General features: G+C 70.6%; 20 protein-coding genes. 9 read left to right on the top strand and 11 right to left on the bottom strand.

The genetic code is table 11. From position 1 onward, the window contains the following. Nucleotides 1–36 precede the first annotated feature (36 nt). Together IT780_RS39300 and IT780_RS39295 are read right to left on the bottom strand one after the other, a co-directional pair. On the bottom strand, nt 37–843 hold the full coding sequence (locus tag IT780_RS39300; protein ID WP_199516969.1) for an ABC transporter ATP-binding protein: 807 nt from the start codon (nt 841–843) through the stop codon (nt 37–39). Further along, on the bottom strand, nt 800–1,708 hold the full coding sequence (locus tag IT780_RS39295; protein ID WP_199516968.1) for an ABC transporter permease: 909 nt from the start codon (nt 1,706–1,708) through the stop codon (nt 800–802). Before IT780_RS39295 ends, IT780_RS39300 begins: the two co-directional genes overlap by 44 nt. 165 nt (nt 1,709–1,873) lie before the next feature. On the opposite strand from IT780_RS39295, the gene IT780_RS39290 reads away from it, so the two are divergent. After that, nucleotides 1,874–2,479 (top strand): TetR/AcrR family transcriptional regulator, encoded by a 606-nt coding sequence (locus IT780_RS39290; RefSeq protein ID WP_233414269.1) that lies wholly within the window; start codon nt 1,874–1,876, stop codon nt 2,477–2,479. On the opposite strand, the gene IT780_RS39285 is transcribed toward IT780_RS39290, so the two are convergent. Further along, complete coding sequence (locus tag IT780_RS39285; RefSeq protein WP_199516966.1) at nt 2,476–3,912, bottom strand: glycoside hydrolase family 76 protein; 1,437 nt, start codon at nt 3,910–3,912, stop codon at nt 2,476–2,478. The genes IT780_RS39290 and IT780_RS39285 overlap by 4 nt on opposite strands. A gap of 149 nt (nt 3,913–4,061) precedes the next feature. Between IT780_RS39285 and IT780_RS39280 the strand changes: the two genes are divergently transcribed. After that, nucleotides 4,062–4,406 carry a hypothetical protein gene (locus IT780_RS39280; protein ID WP_199516965.1) on the top strand — a complete coding sequence of 115 codons (345 nt, stop codon included), beginning with the start codon at nt 4,062–4,064 and terminating at the stop codon, nt 4,404–4,406. Between the two features lie 39 nt (nt 4,407–4,445). After that, on the top strand, nt 4,446–5,012 hold the full coding sequence (locus tag IT780_RS39275) for a hypothetical protein (protein WP_199516964.1): 567 nt from the start codon (nt 4,446–4,448) through the stop codon (nt 5,010–5,012). On the opposite strand, the gene IT780_RS39270 is transcribed toward IT780_RS39275, so the two are convergent. Then, nucleotides 5,009–6,556, bottom strand: coding sequence for a GGDEF domain-containing protein (locus tag IT780_RS39270; RefSeq protein WP_233414257.1), 1,548 nt, complete (start codon nt 6,554–6,556; stop codon nt 5,009–5,011). The two genes, IT780_RS39275 and IT780_RS39270, sit on opposite strands and share 4 nt — an antisense overlap. Before the next feature lie 116 nt (nt 6,557–6,672). On the opposite strand from IT780_RS39270, the gene IT780_RS39265 reads away from it, so the two are divergent. Further along, entirely contained in the window at nt 6,673–7,605 is a 933-nt protein-coding gene (locus tag IT780_RS39265; RefSeq protein WP_199516963.1) for a DUF1996 domain-containing protein, read from the top strand. Here the strand turns inward: IT780_RS39265 and IT780_RS39260 are convergent. After that, a complete protein-coding gene (locus IT780_RS39260) occupies nt 7,589–8,311 on the bottom strand; it encodes a hypothetical protein (protein ID WP_199516962.1) in 723 nt (240 codons plus the stop codon). The two genes, IT780_RS39265 and IT780_RS39260, sit on opposite strands and share 17 nt — an antisense overlap. Nucleotides 8,312–8,564: 253 nt before the next feature. Between IT780_RS39260 and IT780_RS39255 the strand changes: the two genes are divergently transcribed. Together IT780_RS39255 and IT780_RS39250 are read left to right on the top strand one after the other, a co-directional pair. Further along, nucleotides 8,565–9,068 (top strand): sigma-70 family RNA polymerase sigma factor, encoded by a 504-nt coding sequence (locus IT780_RS39255; RefSeq protein WP_233414268.1) that lies wholly within the window; start codon nt 8,565–8,567, stop codon nt 9,066–9,068. Next, complete coding sequence (locus IT780_RS39250; protein ID WP_233414256.1) at nt 9,065–9,769, top strand: anti-sigma factor family protein; 705 nt, start codon at nt 9,065–9,067, stop codon at nt 9,767–9,769. Before IT780_RS39255 ends, IT780_RS39250 begins: the two co-directional genes overlap by 4 nt. 39 nt (nt 9,770–9,808) lie before the next feature. Here IT780_RS39250 and IT780_RS39245 read toward each other — a convergent pair whose 3' ends face one another. Both IT780_RS39245 and IT780_RS39240 read right to left on the bottom strand, forming a co-directional pair. Continuing rightward, the gene (locus IT780_RS39245) at nt 9,809–10,216 is read right to left on the bottom strand and encodes a rhodanese-like domain-containing protein (RefSeq protein ID WP_199516960.1); all 408 of its coding nucleotides are present in this window, start codon (nt 10,214–10,216) and stop codon (nt 9,809–9,811) included. Further along, entirely contained in the window at nt 10,213–10,686 is a 474-nt protein-coding gene (locus tag IT780_RS39240) for a cysteine dioxygenase (protein ID WP_199516959.1), read from the bottom strand. Before IT780_RS39240 ends, IT780_RS39245 begins: the two co-directional genes overlap by 4 nt. A gap of 644 nt (nt 10,687–11,330) precedes the next feature. Here IT780_RS39240 and IT780_RS39235 point away from each other — a divergent pair. From IT780_RS39235 to IT780_RS39225, 3 genes are all read left to right on the top strand, one after another. Beyond that, nucleotides 11,331–12,521, top strand: coding sequence for a neprosin family prolyl endopeptidase (locus tag IT780_RS39235; RefSeq protein WP_199516958.1), 1,191 nt, complete (start codon nt 11,331–11,333; stop codon nt 12,519–12,521). A gap of 130 nt (nt 12,522–12,651) precedes the next feature. Then, complete coding sequence (locus IT780_RS39230; protein WP_199516957.1) at nt 12,652–13,173, top strand: sigma-70 family RNA polymerase sigma factor; 522 nt, start codon at nt 12,652–12,654, stop codon at nt 13,171–13,173. Further along, nucleotides 13,170–13,865: a zf-HC2 domain-containing protein gene (locus tag IT780_RS39225; protein WP_199516956.1), complete on the top strand. Its 696-nt coding sequence runs from the start codon at nt 13,170–13,172 to the stop codon at nt 13,863–13,865. The genes IT780_RS39230 and IT780_RS39225 overlap by 4 nt, the downstream gene beginning before the upstream one ends. A 3-nt stretch (nt 13,866–13,868) precedes the next feature. Here IT780_RS39225 and IT780_RS39220 read toward each other — a convergent pair whose 3' ends face one another. The 4 genes from IT780_RS39220 to IT780_RS39205 all read right to left on the bottom strand — a co-directional run bounded on the left by IT780_RS39220 (nt 13,869) and on the right by IT780_RS39205 (nt 17,858). Then, nucleotides 13,869–14,270, bottom strand: coding sequence for a thiol-disulfide oxidoreductase DCC family protein (locus IT780_RS39220; protein WP_199516955.1), 402 nt, complete (start codon nt 14,268–14,270; stop codon nt 13,869–13,871). Nucleotides 14,271–14,339: 69 nt separating this feature from the next. Further along, nucleotides 14,340–15,359 carry an ABC transporter permease gene (locus IT780_RS39215; RefSeq protein WP_307831624.1) on the bottom strand — a complete coding sequence of 340 codons (1,020 nt, stop codon included), beginning with the start codon at nt 15,357–15,359 and terminating at the stop codon, nt 14,340–14,342. Continuing rightward, complete coding sequence (locus IT780_RS39210; RefSeq protein ID WP_199516954.1) at nt 15,356–16,327, bottom strand: ABC transporter permease; 972 nt, start codon at nt 16,325–16,327, stop codon at nt 15,356–15,358. Before IT780_RS39210 ends, IT780_RS39215 begins: the two co-directional genes overlap by 4 nt. Beyond that, on the bottom strand, nt 16,317–17,858 hold the full coding sequence (locus IT780_RS39205) for a sugar ABC transporter ATP-binding protein (protein WP_199516953.1): 1,542 nt from the start codon (nt 17,856–17,858) through the stop codon (nt 16,317–16,319). Before IT780_RS39205 ends, IT780_RS39210 begins: the two co-directional genes overlap by 11 nt. Nucleotides 17,859–18,000 lie beyond the last annotated feature (142 nt).

The following is an 18,000-nucleotide window of genomic DNA, read 5'->3' as shown; positions in this document are numbered from 1 at the left end:
GGGCGGCCTGAGGGCCGCCCCTTTTCTGCAAGAAAGTCACTTCTTGACGAATGACTCGTACTGCTTGAGCACTTCCTCGGTGGGCCCGTCGGCGCGGATCAGCCCCGACTCGAGCCAGATGCAGCGCTCGCAGGTGTCCCGGATCGACTGCTCGCTGTGGCTGACCAGGAACACCGTGCCGGCCTCGGCGCGCAGGTCACGGACCCGCTGCTCGCTGCGCTTGCGGAACTTGGCGTCGCCGGTGGCCAGCGCCTCGTCGATCAGCAGCACGTCGTGCTTCTTCGCGGCGGCGATGGAGAAGCGCAGCCGGGCGGCCATGCCGGACGAGTACGTCCGCATCGGCAGCGAGCTGAAGTCGCCCCGCTCGTTGATGCCGGAGAAGTCGATGATCTCCTTGACCTGCGACTTCACCTGGGCCGGGGACATGCCCATGGCCAGGCAGCCGAGCACCACGTTGCGCTCGCCGGGAAGGTCGTTCATCAGGGCCGCGTTGACGCCGAGCAGCGACGGCTGACCCGCGGCGTAGATGGCGCCCTTCTCCACCGGCAGCAGGCCCGCGATGGCGCGCAGCAGCGTGGACTTGCCCGAGCCGTTCGTGCCGATGAGGCCGATCGCCTCGCCCTTGTACGCGACGAAGCTCACACCCTTGATGGCGTGAACCTCGCGCAGCGTGGCGGGCTTCGTGCCGGTGACGATCCGCTTGAAGCTGGCGAGCGGGCTGCCCGTACCGGCGGTGCCGGCCTGGTGGACCCGGTAGACGACGTGCGCGTCGTCCACGATCACGGTGGGTTCGCGCTGGTCAGCCACGGCCGTACCCCTTCTCTCCGCGCCAGAAGTAGACATATCCGCCGAGCCCGACTACGAGCGCCCAGCCGATGGCCTCCAGCCACAGCACCATCGGGCTCGCCGCGAGCGGTACCTCTTCCATCAGCGCGTGGCGCATCAGGTCGATGAAGACGAGCAGCGGGTTGGCCTCGACGACGTACAGCGCCCACTTGTGGGCCTGCAGGTGCTCGTTGGAGCTGAACTTGGTCACCGGGTAGAGCACCGCGGAGCCGTACAGCCAGATCCGCATGATGAACGGCACGAGCTGCTTGATGTCGGCGACCTTGGAACCCAGCCGGGCGGCGGCCATGGCGAGGCCGGCGTTGAAGACCGACTGCAGCAGGAAGATCGGCACGACCAGGAGCCACTCGAACGTCAGCGGCTCGCCGAAACCGAGGACGATGATCATCAGTACGGCCATCGAGGCGAACATGTTGCGGACCTCGACCATGGTGATCGCGAGCGGCAGGCTGGCGCGCGGGAAGTGCAGCGCGCGGATCAGCCCGAGGTTGCCGCTGATCGCCTGGACGCCGGCCTGCACCACGGACTGGGTGAACTGGAAGATGAAGACGCCGGTGCACAGGTACGGGACGAAGTTGTCCACGCCCCGCGCGGTGCTCAGCACGAGCCCGAAGATCACGTAGTACACGGCCGCGTTGATCAGCGGCGTCAGCACCTGCCACAGCATGCCGAGCCGGGTCTTGCCGAGCGCCGAGGTGACCTTGGCATTCGCGTACGAGGCGATGAAGTACCGGTACGACCACAGCTGCCGCGAGTAGGCCGGCAGGCTGGGCAACTTGCCCGCCGCGGTGAGGCCGTGCCGGCGGGCCAGCTCTCTCAGGGGGAGGCCGGTGTCCGAATCGGCGACCGCCGTCTGTGTCATGGGGTGGCGCTCCGATCTGGTCGGTCCGTCGGGGTGGGACCTGGGTGACTTGCGCGGGAACACAGTAAACAGTCTGACGCGATGAAACGCTATCGTATCGACGTTGCGCAGAACTTAACCGACGAAGCGTCGAAACGCAACCGTTGCGTCCTCGCGTATAGTGACCTGGTGGCGACAGCGAAACGCGCACCTGCCGGAGCGGCGGTGCTCCGCGGTGACATCACCGCGGCCATCCGGAACGCGGTGATGAACGAGCTGGCCGAGGTCGGCTACGGGCGGCTTTCCATCGAGGCGGTGGCGCGCCGGGCCGGGGTCGGCAAGACCGCCATCTACCGCCGGTGGAGCAACAAGCTGGAGATGGTCCTCGAGATCGTCTCCGGTGTGGCGGAGCGTAGCGTGCCGATGCCCGACACCGGTAGCTTCGCCACCGATCTGCAGCTGCTGATGTTCATCGTCAGCAAGGCGCTGCAGCACCGGATCGCCTCCCAGATCATCCCCGACCTGATGGCCGAGGCCGCCCGGAACCCGAAGATCGCCGAGACGCTGCAGCGCGCGCTGCGTACCCACCAGCTGGCCGTGGGCGAGAAGATCGTCGGTCAGGCGGTCGAGCGCGGCGAGCTGCCCGCGGGTACGGACCCCGAGCTGGCCGTGGACCTCATGCTGGGCCCGCTGTACTGGCGGCTGGCCGTGGCGCGGACCCCGATCGACGACGACTACCTGGAGAACCTGGCAGCCGCCGTGACCGGGGCCCTGCGGGTGGGCAAGCCCTAAGGGGCGGCGTTCAGCAGGTCCAGCACGCTGTGCTGGCAGCTGTGGTTGGTGCTGACGTACGGGCCGGCCCAGTGGCTTCCGTACGCATCGAAGCTGTTCCGGTCTTTCGCGTACGCCGAATCCGCCTGCCGCCGCAGGTACGCGTCATACGGCCGGCCCACCGCCGCGTTGAGCACGCCCAGCCCGCGGATGAACGCGCCCTTGAACGTCACCCCGTCGCCGCTGCACTGGTCGGGTTCGTTGGGCTCGCGCAGGATCCCGTTGCTGTTGAGGTACGTGCTCGTGGTGGCCGCGTCCGCCACCCGCCGTGCCACCGTGAGCGCGTTCGAGTCCCCGGTGAGCCGGTTGAGCTGCACCAACGCGTTGATCAGCACGCCCTGGTTGTAGGTCCACGTCACGTCGCCGTTGTTGCGGCAGGTGCTCAGGTTGAGGCCGTCGTTGACGAGATTCGAACTGTTGATCATTCCGCTGCCCTGGAACCACGCCCAGCCCGCCTGTGCCCGCCCGCGGTAGACGGTGTCACCGCCGATGCGCTGCGACAGCGCAGCGTTGAGCTGGATGTAGAGGCTGTTGGCGATGGCGTTCTTCACCGTACGGCCGGTACTCCAGTAGATGCCGCCCCCGCACCGGGTGTCCCAGTACGCGTGCATGTGGTCGGCGTCGGCCCGGGCGGTGTTGAGGTAGCGGCTGTCGCCGGTGCGGTCGTACGCGGCCACCCAAGCCAGCCCCCACCACCCGCTGTCGTCCAGGTAGTCGTTGCGGAACTGCCCCTGCAGCGCGTTGATCTGCTTGTCGTACGTGGTGGCGATCGCGTAGTCGTAGCTGTGCATGCCCGTGACCCGGCTGGTCTCGATGAGCGCGGTCAGCGCGTTCGCGCCGGTCCACCAGCCGTTGGTGTCGAAGAGCCCGGTGTTCCGGTCGTAGCGCATCATGAGCGCGGTGGCCGCGGCCGTACGCCGGTCCGCCGCGTTCCAGTTGCTCCGGGCCCACGGCGTGCAGACCAGCTCCGGACGGTCGCCGGCCTTGCCGCAGGCCCGTAGCACCCCGACGCCGCGGGTGTTCCAGTCGTCGACGTTGAACATGGCGGTACGCCAGCCGGCGGCGCCGGCGGGGACCGTGGTGTCGCCGAGCCGGCTGTCCCCGGTCCAGCTGCGGCCGCCGTCGAAGGAGCGGTCCAGCCAGACCTGATCTCCGGGCTGCCCGTTGTCGAGCGTCGCCCAGATCATGGCGTCGGTGTCGTTGACGTGCACCTTGAAGGTGCGGCCGTACAGCGTGGCGGAGACGGGGACCCGGTCGCCGGGGGAGAGGGCGGGGTCGCGGCCGTCGCAGTAGCGGTTGCAGACGGTGGCCGCCCGGGCGGCCTGGATGCCCTGAAGCTGCAGGGCTGCGGTGGCGGCGATCGCGGCGAGCGCGATCCACTTCTTGTGGCGCATGGGGATGTCACCTCTCGTGTGGGGGATACACGTCGGTAACAGTTAATAATGTAGTGAAATCGTTAACAGTCAATGTTCAAGATTTTCTCAAGCCGAACGCCGCCGGACCGAAAGGAGAGGTCCCCGCCCCCGTACGCCCCCGGAGCACCATGCGAGACATCCGCGTCGACACCACGATCTTCGGCACTGCCTCCCTGCTCGCGCTCGCGCTCGGCGGCGCGGAGGACGCCCTGCGGCCCGAGCCGGAGCGGCCCGACGGCCCGCCCGAGGGTTTCACCGGCCTGTGGCGCAACGCCGACGGGACCGTCCGGCTCTGCCTCGCCGCCGACTGGTCGTACGAGGGCAGCGTCGCGGGACGCCGCCGCAGCGCGAAGGGCACGTACCGCCGCGAAGGATCGCTCCTGGAGCTCAGCGACGAATCGGGGCTGCGTACCCCCGTCGTGGTCGCCGAGTACGGCCTCGAGATGGCCGGTCATCAGCTCTACAAGGCGTGAGCCGCTAAAAGATCCCGGCGACGGGCCGATCGAACAGACATGCGGCCCATCAAGCTCCTGCTCCCGCTGCTCGCCCTGCCTCTCGCGGCCGGTGGGTGCAGCGCGCTCGGGTTGGAGTCCGGCACCGCCACGCCGAGCGCGAGCGCCACCCCCGCGCCGGGCAGCGACTGGATCGTGGTCGCCAGCGGCAGCCCCACGCCGAGCCCGACGGTCAGCTACCGCGGCTCCCGATCACCCGCCCTGCCGCCCGTCTCGTTCCTGCCCACCCCGCCGCCGGGCTGCGCCAAGGCGTGGACCGTCGATCCGGTGCTGATCCCGCTGGAGGTCAAGCCGGGAGCCGGGAAGCTCACCGTCACCTGGCCGCGGCAGTACGACTCCGACTACCGGATCACGGCGGTCAAGCAGCCGCTCGTGTCGGGCACGCAGGCGCCGTACACGTGGCAGAAGGTTCCGGCGGGCAAGGGCTGCACGGTCACCGCCACGATCGCCGGGCTCACCCCGAAGGTGCCGTACATCGTCTGGCTGGACGCGCCGGGCACCGGATACGAGCGGGACGGTGCGCGGCACCCGTACAGCGGGCGGTCCGGGGTCGTCTACCCCAACTAGGTCGCCGTGGTGTTGCGGCCGCTCCACTTGGCCGCGTACAGGCGGTCGTCGGCCACCCGGAACAGCTGGTCACCGGTCATGCCCGGCTTCCAGCCGGCCACGCCGACGCTGACGGTCAGGCGGACGTCGGCGAGGATCGCGGCCCGGGCGACCGCCGTACGGATGCGCTCGCCGACCTCGGCCCCCACGGTCGCGTCCCCGCGCAGGAAGATCACGAACTCGTCGCCGGCGTAGCGGACGGCCTCGTCCCCGGCCCGGCAGTGCGCCCGCAGGATGGTCGCCACCTCGCGCAGGGCCTGGTCGCCGGCGCTGTGCGAGTACGCGTCGTTCACCGCCTTGAAGTGATCGAGGTCGATGAGCAGCAGGCAGAGCGGCTCCTCGCCGGCCGGCGAGATGCCGTCCATCAGCACGTCGAAGCGGCGGCGGTTGCCCAGGCCGGTGAGCGGATCCCGGAGGATCTCCCGCTCGGCGCGGGCGCGGGCGGCCTCGATCTCCTCCCGCTGGCGCGCCTGGCGCAGCATCGCGAGCCGCTGCAGCCGCAACTGCCACAGCTCGCGGACCTGCGCCTCCACGGTCTGGAAGAGGTCCCGGCTCGCCTGGCCGCCGTCCAGCGCCAGCGCGGTCAGCGCCAGCTCGAAGCGGATGATCGGGCGCTCGTCCGGGCGGGAGCCGTACCCCGGCAGGTCCCGGGCGGCGATGAACTCGCGGCGCGCCTCGTGCAGGAACCCGTGCTCGCGCAGGCTGATCCCGTGCGCGAGGTGGGCCATGCGGGCGTACTGATGGGTGCCGGCCGCGCGCAGCTCGCCGATCACCGAGCGTGCCAGCTTCTCGGCCACGGTGGTCTCGCCGAGCTTCGCCAGCGCGAGGGCGTGCACCGCGGTGACCGTGGGATCGGGGTGATCCTCCAGCCAGGCGCGGGTGATCTCGGCACTGCGGCGCAGGCGGCTGCGCGCCTCATCGGATCGTCCGACATGCGACAGCCGCAGCCCCCAGTAGAGCAGCGTGACCGCGTGCACCAGATCGAACGACGCGGAATGGTGGCGCAGGTGCTCGTACGCCCAGGCCGCCGTCTCGTACAGCTCCGCCGCGGTGGCCGCCTCGGCGAACGAGCACATGGCCGACCTGCGCCGATCCGTGTCGGCGTCCAGCTCGTCCAGCAGCACGCCGGCGCGGGCGAGGTTGCGCATGCAGTCGACGTAGTGGCCGCCGAGCATGTGGACCTGTGCCAGGTCGCAGAGCGCCTTGGCCTCGCCGAGGGCCGAGCCGATGCGGCGGTACTCGTGCAGCAGCGACGAGCCCAGGGTGTTCGCCTCCGGGATGCGCCCGAGGGCGAGCATCGCGTACATCTTGCCCTGGATGAGGAAGCGGGTGGTCTTGTCGTCGCCGACGGCGCGGGCGATGGCCAGGTAGGCGTCGGCGGCCTCGACCGCCTCGTACGCGAGCCCGTTGTTGGCCATCCGGTGCACGGTGGTGGCGAGCAGATGCAGCGGACCGTACGCGGTCACCGGCACCGGCAACCGCTCGTGCGAGATCCAATCCGCCATGACCCCAGTATCGGCAGTTCGCGCGTCAAGTAAATCCCCGACGTCGCCGATCGAGGTCCGTCGACCGTCCTATTCGGGACAGTCCGGCTCCAGCCATCGATGCGTATCGTGAGTTCATGGGCGCGTGGAGCCGGCGACGGGCCGTCGCGGCTGCCCTGGCGGTGGAGATCGTGCTCGCCGGGGTGGCGATCGGCGCCGCCCGCGTCACGTCACCGGAGCTGGGCCCCGACTACGTGCCCATCCGGCGTGTCCCCGCCACGGTCGCCGGGCCGGCCGCCGGGTCGTACACGTGGGACTGCGGGCGCAACGAGATCGGGCACCGCAACACCGCGAACATCGTGGTCACCCCGCGCCGGGCCGGGCCGCCCCACCACGTCCATGACTACGTCGGCAACCTCGCGAACGACGTGGGCGCCACCGTCGAGAGCCTGCCGGGCGGCGGCACGACCTGCCCGAACGGCGACGAATCGACGTACTACTGGCCGGTCCTGCGGGTCGTGAGCGACGGCGCCGACGGGCACGGCGGGACGATCCAGGTGCCGGCGGCGGTCACGCTCACCTTCTTCGGCAACCCCCGCAGCCCCGTCGTGCAGATGCCGCGCCTGCTGCGGGGAGCGGTCGGGGACGCGTACGCCGTGACGAACGGCGGCGCGCTGGCCGCACCGGTGTGGAGTTGCGCCGGCGACGAACTGCGCCGGGCGACGCGCTATCCGATCTGCCCCGCGGGTCACGCCGTGCTGCGGATCTTCGATTTTCCGAGCTGCTGGGACGGGCGCCGCCTCGACAGCCCGGGACACCGCCGGCACCTGATCTTCCCCGAGCCGGGCGGCGGGTGTCCGGAGTCGACCTTCGCGGTGCCCCGGCTCGAGGTCGTCGTCGCGTACGCCGTGCCGACGGGCGCCCGCTACCGGATCGACGCGTTCGACGCTCAGCGGCACAGTCCGCGTACCGATCACGCCTTCTTCGTCAATCTGATGCCGGACGCCCTGATGGACGAGGTCGTCGAGTGCCTGAACGCCGGCCGCACGTGTGTCAGTTCCCGGGGGTGACCGGGTCGGCCGGAGCCGGCTGGATGGCGTCGGGCAGGGGCTTCGTCCGGCCGCCGGTGGGGCCGACCGCGAACCAGGTGCCGTTGACGCCCTGGCCGAGGATGTCGCCCGGCTTCTCGTCGCGGGCGAAGTAGTAGACCGGCTGCCCGTTGATCGTCACCTGGCAGTGACCGTCGGCGCGTTCCACGTACCCGAGGATCTTCGGGTCCAGGCCCTTGGGGAAGATCTTGCCGGGCGACTTGATCAGCAGGGGTGGCCACGCCTTGGCGCAGTCACCGTTGCAGGTCGCCTTGGGCGGCTTGTTGCTGTCCTTGTCGAAGCGGTACAGCGTGCGTCCGGCGCCGTCGGTGACATACGTGCCGATCTGCTCGTTCTCCGTGGCGTTGAGCTCGACGGTCCTGCTGCCCTTGCGGATGCTCCGCGGCGGCGTGACGTCCTTCCTGGACTGGCCGCTGTAGATCTTCACCCACTTCTGCTTCTTGGCGACGGTGGGCTCGGGCACCGGGGCGGCGGGCGGGTCGGGTGTCTCCGCGGCGAGCCCCGGCGCCGGGGGCCCGTCGTCCGGCTCCGGCGGCACGTCGGCGCTGGGCCCGGCGGCCGGCGCGGCCACGAACTCCACGGCCGGAGGCACGTCCGTACGGGCGCAGCCGGTCAGCGCGAGGATGCTCACCGCCACGGCCGCGGATGCCAAGCTGATGCGCTTCATGATTCCCCCTGTGGACGAAGCGAATGCCTCACACACGCCACCGGTCCCGATCCGGTTCAGAGAAATCTTCCGAACCCGGTGAACCGCATCCGCCGGGCGTGCGTGTGAGGGGAGTCAGACCGACGAAACGGGGGTCGAGGGTGGCCGGACACGCGCTCCGTCCGGCCAGCCTCGGCATGTGGACCGCCGTGACCGGGGGGATGAGATGCCGGGCTTGAGGCTCCAACGTCGCCGGGAGGTGGCTGATGAGGCACTGGTCAGATCGCTCTTCGCCGAGCACGGACGGGCGATGCTCGCGTACGCGACGCAGCTGACCCGGGACCGGGCGGCCGCCGAGGACGTGGTTCAGGAGGCCCTGGTCCGCGCGTGGCGGCACCCCGACAGCCTGGTCAACGGCAAGGGGTCGGTCCGCGGCTGGCTGCTGACGGTCGTCCGGAACATCGTCACCGACCAGATCCGGGCCCGCAACGCCCGCGCCCCCGAGGTGCGGGAGAGCCCGATGGACGTGGCCTCCGACGACGACCACGCCGAACGGGTGGTCAACTCGATGGTCGTGGTGGATGCGCTCAGCCGGCTCTCCACCGAGCACCGTGAGGTCCTGGAACAGCTGTACCTGCAGGGCAGCACGGTCACGGAGGCGGCCAAGACGCTGGGCATCCCGCCCGGGACCGTCAAGTCGCGCTCCTTCTATGCCCTCCGGGCCTTACGCGAGCTGAAATCGCTGAGCCCCGCCGGAACGGAACGGTCTGCATCATGAACACGAATCACGTGGACCTCGCCGGCTACCTGACCAAGTCGCTGGACGCGGAGCAGCGCCGCGAGGTGGAAGCGCACCTCGCCGACTGCGACGAGTGCCGGGCCGAGGTGGAATCCCTGCAGGAGTGGACGATGGCGCTCGAGGCCGTGCCCGAGGCGATGCTGCTGGACGGGCCCCCCGACGATGCCGACCTGCTGCTGCAACGCACGCTGCGGCAGATCCGGTCGGAGTCCGCCGGGAGGCGGCATCGGCGTACGGCGCTGGTGGGAGCCGCCGCCGCGGTAGTGGTCGCGGCCGCGATCGCCTCCGGGGTCGCGGTCGGCCGGTCGACGGCGGACGAGGGCACCCCGGTGGCCCGGCCGCCGGTCACCCAGTCGCAGCCCACGACCGCGCCGGGCACCCGCACGGCGACGGCGGTGGACCCGGGCACGGGCGCGCGCATCACGGTCGCCGTGGCGCCGGCACCGGGCTGGGTACGGATCAAGGCCGCGGTCTCCGGGATCCCTCAGGGCGAACGGTGCCGGCTCGAGGTCGTGGCCAGAAACGGTACGGCGGTCCTCGCCGGCAGCTGGCTCGTCTCGGAGGCGGGCGCGGCGGACGGGACGACGCTCGACGGCAGCGCGCTCATCCCGCCCGACCAGGTCGCCTCGGTCCGCGTGGTGACCGAGGGCGGCAAGACGTACACCAGCGTGAACGTGTGACGCGGGGCGGCCCGGCCGCCCCGCATCCCGCTGGAACCGTCAGAGCGTCGGGAGCCCGGCGGCCTGCCAGGCCTTGAAGCCGCCCTCGAGGTCGGTGGCGCGCAGCAGGCCGAGGTCCTGCAGGGCGGCCGCGGCCAGGCTGCTCGTGTAGCCCTCCTGGCAGGTGACGATCACGTCGAGGTCGTAGTGCGTGAACGACAGCCGGGCGTCGCTGCGGGGGTCGAGCCGCCACTCCAGGACATTGCGCTCGATGACGATCGCGCCGGGGATCTCGCCGTGCTCGGCGCGCTGGGCGGCGGGCCGGATGTCGACGAGGACGGCCCCGCGCTGCATGGCCTGGTGGGTCTCGAGCGGCCCGAGCCGGTCCAGCCGGGTACGGGCAGTGGCGAGCAGGTCGTCGATCCCGCGGGACCCGGGCGGGGCGATACGCAGCACCGGGGCGCTCACCACTGCGCTCCGGCCCGCTCGACCGTCACCACGTCGAGGCCCGAGGCGCCGATGCGGTAGCGGGTCATGGTCCGCAGCGCGGGGGCGTACGCGTGGATGCTGATCGCCGGCCGGTTCGTACGGTTGGTGATCCGGTGGATGTGCCGGCTGCCGAACCGCCGCCCGGCGCCCTCGCCCAGCTCGCGCGCGGTGATGCGGGGCGGGCTGCCGGGCGCGACGCCGACCGTGTCCTCGGTGAGGGTGCCCGAGAAGACGTGGAACGCGCCGGCGGACCCGCCGTGGTCGTGCAGGTCGGTGCCCTGGCCGGGGAGCCACGTCAGCAGCCAGACCTCGTGGTCGTCGGCCTCGGCGAGCCGGTGGTACCAGCGCGCTGACGCGTCGAAGCGGGGCGCGACGGGCCACGCCTGGGGATCGGCGGCGAACCGCTGGGCGACGGCGAGGTGGTCGAGGCGGAGATCGGTGACGGTCATGACGGCTCCCGGTTCCCATACAAAACCTATTGGTCCTATAGGTTTACCGCGTCGGTCCGGGGGCGGGGTCGCGACGCGCGGGATCTACCACAGTGTGGGAACCGCCTCGGCCGGTCCGTGGCGTGCGGGGAAATTCGCCGCCATGGATGAAATGTATTGCGCAGCAATTTCCGGGGCAACCACGGAAGGCCGGAAAATGTGAATGTGAAACACGGTGGCCCGCGCCTAGAATACGCAATTGCGATGATCGTAAATGTCTACACTGTCTTTGCTGGCAAAGCATCGGTAATATGTTGAGAACGGACATAAGTAACATAAATCCTAAAATGGTATGGCCGCGCGTGAAGCGTGCCTTTGAAGCAGCTCCACGCGGGACACGAAAGAGCCTCACGCGACTTTGCTTCTTTCTTGGAAGGTCTCCAGAAATAGACCTGGAGCGACCGTACGAATACTCTGCGTTTTTCCCGACGGCTGTTGAATCACCGGATCGGCCTATGACCTCAACCGTTCAGGCGGAATGGAGTGACGACGGCAGCAGTCGCTATCCGCAGCGTTATATGGTCGGCGACGCCTGCGAGAGCCGGTGCCCGGAGGTCACCCCTCGCCCGCCACCTCCGAGCCCCCCGATGAACGAGGACGGACACGTGTCGAACTCCCGCCGCGGTTTGCTCGCCGCCGGCCTGGCCGCCGCCGTAGTCGGCTCCATGGGGGTCGTGTGGACCCTGAACGCCGATGCCGACGAACTTCCCGCTCCGGAGACGCCCGCCGCCGTCACCGCGTCCGCCGACCCGGCGGGCGACGCAGATGCCGCGGCGCCCTCCGCCGACGTCACCCAGCCGGCCGAGGTGGCCCAGCCGGCCGACGTCACGTCACCCGCCGCCGTGGAGCCGGCGGCCGATCCCGTACCCGTACCGGCGGCGAGGGGCGTCGACGCCCCCGTGCCGCCGAGGCTGCTGCCGTGGGGCCAGCGGCCCTCGAAGCTCAAGCGCGCCTGGGCCGGAGCGACCAGCAAGGAGGTCGCCGCCGCCGACGCGGATGCCGCACCGGCCGACACCAGCGGATCTCTGGAGCCGGTGCCCGAGTACGCGCCCAAGGGGCGCAGTTCGCGCTCCGGCATCCTCAAGCGCGCCAGGACGACCGTGGTGCCGCCGGCCCCGCCGGTGGCCGGCGCGGCGGCCGCCCTCGACGACGTCTTCTTCCACTACTCGGTCGGAACCCAGATCGGCGACACCGACGGCAGCTGGGCGAACCTGACGATCGCCAAGCCGTACCTCGCGAGCGGCGACTTCCACACCCTGACGGAGATCGCGGTGCAGTCCGCCGACGGCCGTCAGATCGTGGAGGTCGGCTGGACCGTCGACCGGGGGGTCAACGGCGACAGCGACCCGCACCTGTTCGTGTACTACTGGAAGGACCGGGTGCCCAGCTGCTACAACGCCTGCGGCTTCACGATGTACAGCAGCTCGGTCAAGCCCGGTGACACGCTGCCCGTCGGGGCCACGAAGCGCTTCGGCATCCAGCACTTCGACGGGGTCTGGTGGATCGCGTACGACTCGGAGTGGATCGGGTACTTCCCCGACTCGCTCTGGAACGGCACGTACACCCGGGCCGGACTGACCCAGTGGTTCGGCGAGGTGGCCGCCTCGACCAACCAGCCCTGCACCGACATGGGCAACAGCCTGCCCGCCGGTGACATCTCGGCGGCGCGGATCGGGTCGATCTCCATGACCAACGGGCCGCTGCCGCTGGCCGCCGTACGGGCCACGAGCCCCTACTACAGCGTGCAGTCGCTGACCGACCGGACGTTCCGGTTCGGCGGATCGGGAGCCTGCTGAGCCGCGTACGCGCCGGACGCGATGCCCGGTCCCCGCCCGAGGGGGCCGGGCAGCTTTGTGTCCGCAGGTGTCGAACCGGAAGCCGCCCGCCGGGGTACAACGAGGCGACACCCCTGGTGGGAGGCAGCGAATGAGGCGACGGGTGAGTCCCGCCGAGGAGCTGATGACCGCGCTCTACACGGAGCACTACGCGGTGCTGCTCAGCTTCGTCTCGCGCTACGTGTCCGACCGGCACAAGGCCGAGGACCTGGTGCAGGAGACGCTGCTGCGCGCGTGGCGGCACATCGACCACCTGGAGCCCGATCCCGGGCGGACCCGCTCGTACCTGCTGACCATCGCGCGCAACGTGGTGACCAACGCCTGGCGGGCCGAGCAGCGCCGCCCGCACCTCGTGGCGGACGACGCGGCGGTGGAGTCGGCCCCGGCCGCCGACAACGTCGACCAGCTGGTCGAGGGCTGGCTGGTCGCCGAGGCGCTGGAGCGGCTCTCCGCCGACCACCGCGCGGTCGTGCAGGCCATGTACTACGAGGGCCAGACCGTCGCGGACGCGGCCCGGAAGCTGTCGGTGCCGGAGGGCACGGTGAAGTCGCGGGCGTACTACGCCGTACGGGCCCTTCGGCAGGCCTTCGAGGAGATGGGGGTGCTGCGGTGAGTGCCGACCACGACGAGCTGCGCCGCCTGCTCGGCGGTTACCTGCTCGGCGGCCTGGACGACGGCGACACCGACCGCCTCGACGCGCACCTGCTGCACTGCGACGGATGCCGTGCCGAACTGGAGCGGCTGGGGCCCGTACCGGAGCTGCTCCGGTCCCTCACCAACGCCCCGCCGCTGGTCGTCGCGCCGGGCACCCGGCCCAGCCAGGCCCGCGTCGAGGGTCTGCTCGGCCGGATGCGCGCCGAACGGGCGCGCGAACGCCGCCGCGCCGGCGTCCGGTGGCTGGCCGCGGCCGCCGTCCTGCTGCTCGCCGCGGTGTCCCTCGGCGTCGTGCTGACCCGGGACCGGGACGTGCCCGAGTCGCCGCAGGCCGCGGCGAGCCGTCCGCCGCTGGTCACCGCGCAGTTCGAGGCGGCCGACGGCAGCGGGCTCGCGGGCCGGGCGGTGCTCACCGGCAAGACGTGGGGGGTGTCGGTGGATCTCACTGTGTCCCGGCTGAGCGGCCGGGGGCCGTTCGTCTGCCAGGTGCGCCGGGCCGACGGCATGACGGAGCAGGCCGCGATCTGGGGACCCACGCCGAGCGGCAACGCCCGGGTCACCGGCGCCAGCTCGATCCAGCTGCCGAGCGTCAGCACGGTCGCGGTGGCCGACCAGGAAGGGCACATCCTGGGTACGGCCCGGGTGCGGTGACGCTCAGGCGCCGGGGCCGTACAGCTTCTCGCGCTGGGCCTGGGGGAGTGAGCAGGCCGCGGTGCCGCCGGGGAGCAGGTGACGGTGGCCGGCGATCCAGCGGTAGATCGGCCAGGCCAGCAGCCCGACCGGCTTGACCTGCAGCGCGCGGCCCGGCACCTCCCACAGCCGGCCGGCGTCGCGCAGGAGCAGCGCGATGGCGTCCGGCCCGGAGGCGACCGTGCCGTCCGGGCCTACCCACTGCACCGCCTCCTCGACCTGCTCCAGCGTCAGGCCGAGGGCGTCGAGGTCGGCGAACTGCCACGGGACCACCGTCGCGCGGGACGGGATGCGACGCTCGATGAACTGCGCGCACGTCGTGCAGAAGGAGCAGTCGCCGTCGTACACGAAGGTCGGGGTGTTCATGGGCCGAGCCTAATGGCATGCCCTCCTGGCCCTTGCTTCGCTGCGGTGCAGTCGGTCATGCCGGGTTTGTCAGGTCACGCGGCGGAGCTTGACCAGGTACGTCTGGGCGACGACCACCACGGCCAGGAACGCGCCGCTGATGACCTGCTGGTAGCTGCTCGGCACGTTGCCGACCTGGTTGATCATGTTCTGGATCACGCCCAGCAGCAGGACGCCCGCGATGGTGCCGGCGATCGTGCCCGCGCCGCCGGTCAGCAGCGTGCCGCCGATGACCACGGCCGCGATCGCGTCGAGCTCCATGCCGGTGCCGAGCACCGTGACGCCCGAGCCGAGCTTCGCCGCGTTGATCGCCCCGGCCAGGCCGGCGAGCAGGCCGGACATGATGTAGACCCAGACCTTGGTGCGGCGTACGGCGATGCCCATCAGGCTCGCCGCGTCCTCGCTGCCGCCGACCGCGTAGACGGCGTGCCCGAAGCGCGTCCGCGACAGCAGCACCATGCCCAGCGCGAAGACGACCACGACGAGCCACACCGGGTAGCCGATGCCGAGGAAGGAGCCGGTGCCGAAGCTGCGGAACGCGTCGTTCGTGACCAGGTACGTCGTCGAGCCCTCGTCGCTCAGGGCCCGCATGAGCCCCCGGGCGCCGAGCAGCGCGGCCAGCGTGACGATGAAGGGCGCCATCCTCGTGTACGCGATCAGCAGCCCGTTCACCACGCCGATCAGCCCGCACACGCCCAACGGTAAGAGGAATGCAGGAATCAGTCCCCACTGCGACGCATAGGCTGAGACCACTCCACCCAGGACGTAGAGCGAGCCCACGGAGAGGTCGATGCCACCGGTGATGATCACGAATGTCATGCCGAGCGCGATGAGGGCGGGCGGGGCCGCCGCGACCAGGATCGTGCCGGCGTTGTCGTAACTGCGGAAGTTCGGGAAGGCCACGGAGGCGATGACCACGACGGTGATGAGCACGGCAAGGGCGCCCTGCCGCTGCACCAGGCCGACGACGCGATCAGTGCGCTGGGCCCGGCGCTCGTCGGCTGCCACCACCGCGGCGGCGGGCGGTGGCGACGTCATCTGCTGGGTCACCGGCTCTTCCTCTCTCGGGCGACGTACACGGCGATGAGGATGATGACGGCCTGCACCATCTCGGTCGTGGACGGCTGCAGGTTGTGCTTGATCATGGTGGCGACCACGAGCTGCATGAGCAGGGCGCCGGCCACCGTACCCAGCACCCGGACCTTGCCGCCGGTGAGCGGGGTGCCGCCGACCACCACCGCGGTGATCGCGGAGAGCTCGATGAGCAGGCCGACCGCCGAAGCGTCGCTGGACTGGATGCGTGCCACGGCGAGCACGCCGGCGATGGAGGCCAGGACCGAACAGATCACGTAGACCGTGATCAGGACCCGCTTCACCGGGACGCCGGCCAGCTCCGTCGCCGGCCGGTTGCCGCCGATCGCCAGGAGCCGGCGGCCGAAGACCGTACGCCGCACCACGAACGCGACCACGAGTACCAGCAGCGCGGCGATCCAGACCAGCATCGGGATGCCGAAGACGTTGCCGGAGCCGAGGAAGATGAGGTCCTCGTTACGGACATCCTTGAGCTGACCGTTGGAGATCACCAGGGCCAGGCCGCGGCCGCCGACGAACAGGGCCAGGGTGGCCACGATGGGTTGCAGCCCCACCCGGGCCACCAGGGTGCCGTTGACGAGGCCCACCAGCACGCCGGCGACCAGCGACATGAGGATCGCGGCGATGACGCCGTACCCGAGGTAGAGCGGGATCAGCGCCGCGGCCAGGGCCATGACCGAACCCACCGACAGGTCGATGCCCTCGGTGCCGATGACCAGGGCCATGCCCAGCGCCACGATGACGATCGGGGCGACCTGGACGAGCTGGATGCGCAGGTTGCTCAGGGTCAGGAAGTTGGGGGTGAACAGCACGTTGTAGCCGACCAGCACCAGGATCGCGACGTAGACGCCGTACTTCGGCAGCCAGGCGCGGACCCGGGCGAGGTCGAGGGCGGGCCGCGGGGCGGTCGCAGCCTCAGTCGTCATTGCCTACCTCTTTCGCTTCGACCGCCGCCGCGGCGATCGTCTCGAGCAGCGCCTCGGTGGTCACGTCGTCGCCGCGCAGCTCGCCGACCACCGCGCCGTCGCGCAGCACCACCACCCGGTCCGAGCCCTCGACGAGCTCCTCGGCGTCCGAGGAGACCAGAACCACGCCGAGACCCTCGGCAGCCAGCTCGTCGATGAGCCCCTGGACCTCCGCCTTCGCGCCGACGTCGATGCCGCGGGTGGGTTCGTCGAGCAGCAGCACCTTCGGCTGGGTGGCGAGCAGGCGGGCCAGCAGCACCTTCTGCTGGTTGCCGCCGGACAGGTCGCCGACGCGCTGGTCCGGGCTGGACGCCTTGATCTGAAGCCGCTTCATGTACGTGTCGACGATCTCGTCGATCTTCTTGTCGGAGACCAGGCCGAGCTTCGACATGCGCGGCAGCACGGCCAAGGCGATGTTCTCGCGGACGGACAGGCCGGCCACGATGCCCTCGGCCTTACGGTCCTCGGGCTGCACCGCGATGCCGGCCTTGACGGCCTGCACGGTGGTGGGCCGCTTCAGGTCCCTGCCGTCGACCTGGATCTCGCCGCTGTCCACCGGGTACGCGCCGCCGATCGCCTTGATCGTCTCGCTGCGCCCGGCGCCGAGCAGCCCGCCCAGCCCGACCACCTCACCGGGCTTCACGGCGAAGCTGATGTCGTGCAGCTTGTGCCGGCTGTTGAGGTCCGTGACCTTCAGGACCGGCGCGGCGTCGACGGCCTCAGGGTGCTCGCCGGCGAACCCGGTGAAGCCCTCGCGGCGTACGGCCGACATGTCGCGGCCCAGCATCAGCGACACCAGCTTGATCCGTTCCAGGTCGGCGAGCCTGCCGGTGTGCACCACCTTGCCGTCGCGCAGAATCGTGACCGCGTCGCAGATCTGGTACAGCTCGTCGAGGCGGTGGCTCACGTAGATGATGCCGATGCCCTGCGCGTGCAGGTCCCGGATGACGCCGAAGAGGGTCTCCACCTCGCGCGGCTCCAGCGACGAGGTGGGCTCGTCCATGATCACGACCTTCGCGTCGATCATGACGGCCCGGGCGAGGGCGACCATCTGCTGAGCGCCCAGCGCCAACGTGCCGAGCTGCCGCCGGACGTCGGTGGTGACGCCGTAGCGCAGCAGGATCTCCTGGGCCTCGCGGAACATGCGCTTCTCGTCGAGCAGGCCGAACGCGTTACGCGGCTCGCGACCCAGGAAGAGGTTGTGGGCCACGCTCATCAGCGGGATGAGGTTGACCTCCTGGTAGATCGTGGAGATCCCGGCATGCTGGGCGGCCATCGGGGTGTCGAAGCGGGTCGCCTGGTCGCGGTAGCGCAGCTCGCCGCCGTCGGGCTGGTAGACGCCGGTGAGGACCTTGATCAAGGTGGACTTCCCGGCGCCGTTCTCGCCGACGAGCGCGTGGACCTCACCGGGTTGCAGGGTGAAGGACACGTCGTCCAGGGCTCGGACGCCCGGGAACACTTTGGAGACATCGACGACTTCTAGCAGCGCCATGAACGCATTCACTCACTTCTCAACATAATCCGTCAAGAGTTGAACATTGTCTTGGGGTTGCGGTGGGGGGGTGGGGGGGGGGGGGGGGGGGGGGGGGGGCGGCCGGGGGGCGGGGGGGGGGGGGGGGGGGGGCCCCCCCCCC

Origin of the sequence: Nucisporomicrobium flavum, from assembly GCF_016464385.1 — a bacterium.
Taxonomy (GTDB): domain Bacteria; phylum Actinomycetota; class Actinomycetes; order Mycobacteriales; family Micromonosporaceae; genus Actinoplanes; species Actinoplanes flavus_A.
The sequence above is the reverse complement of the archived record's forward strand: the minus strand, read 5'-3'. Positions and strand labels throughout refer to the sequence as shown.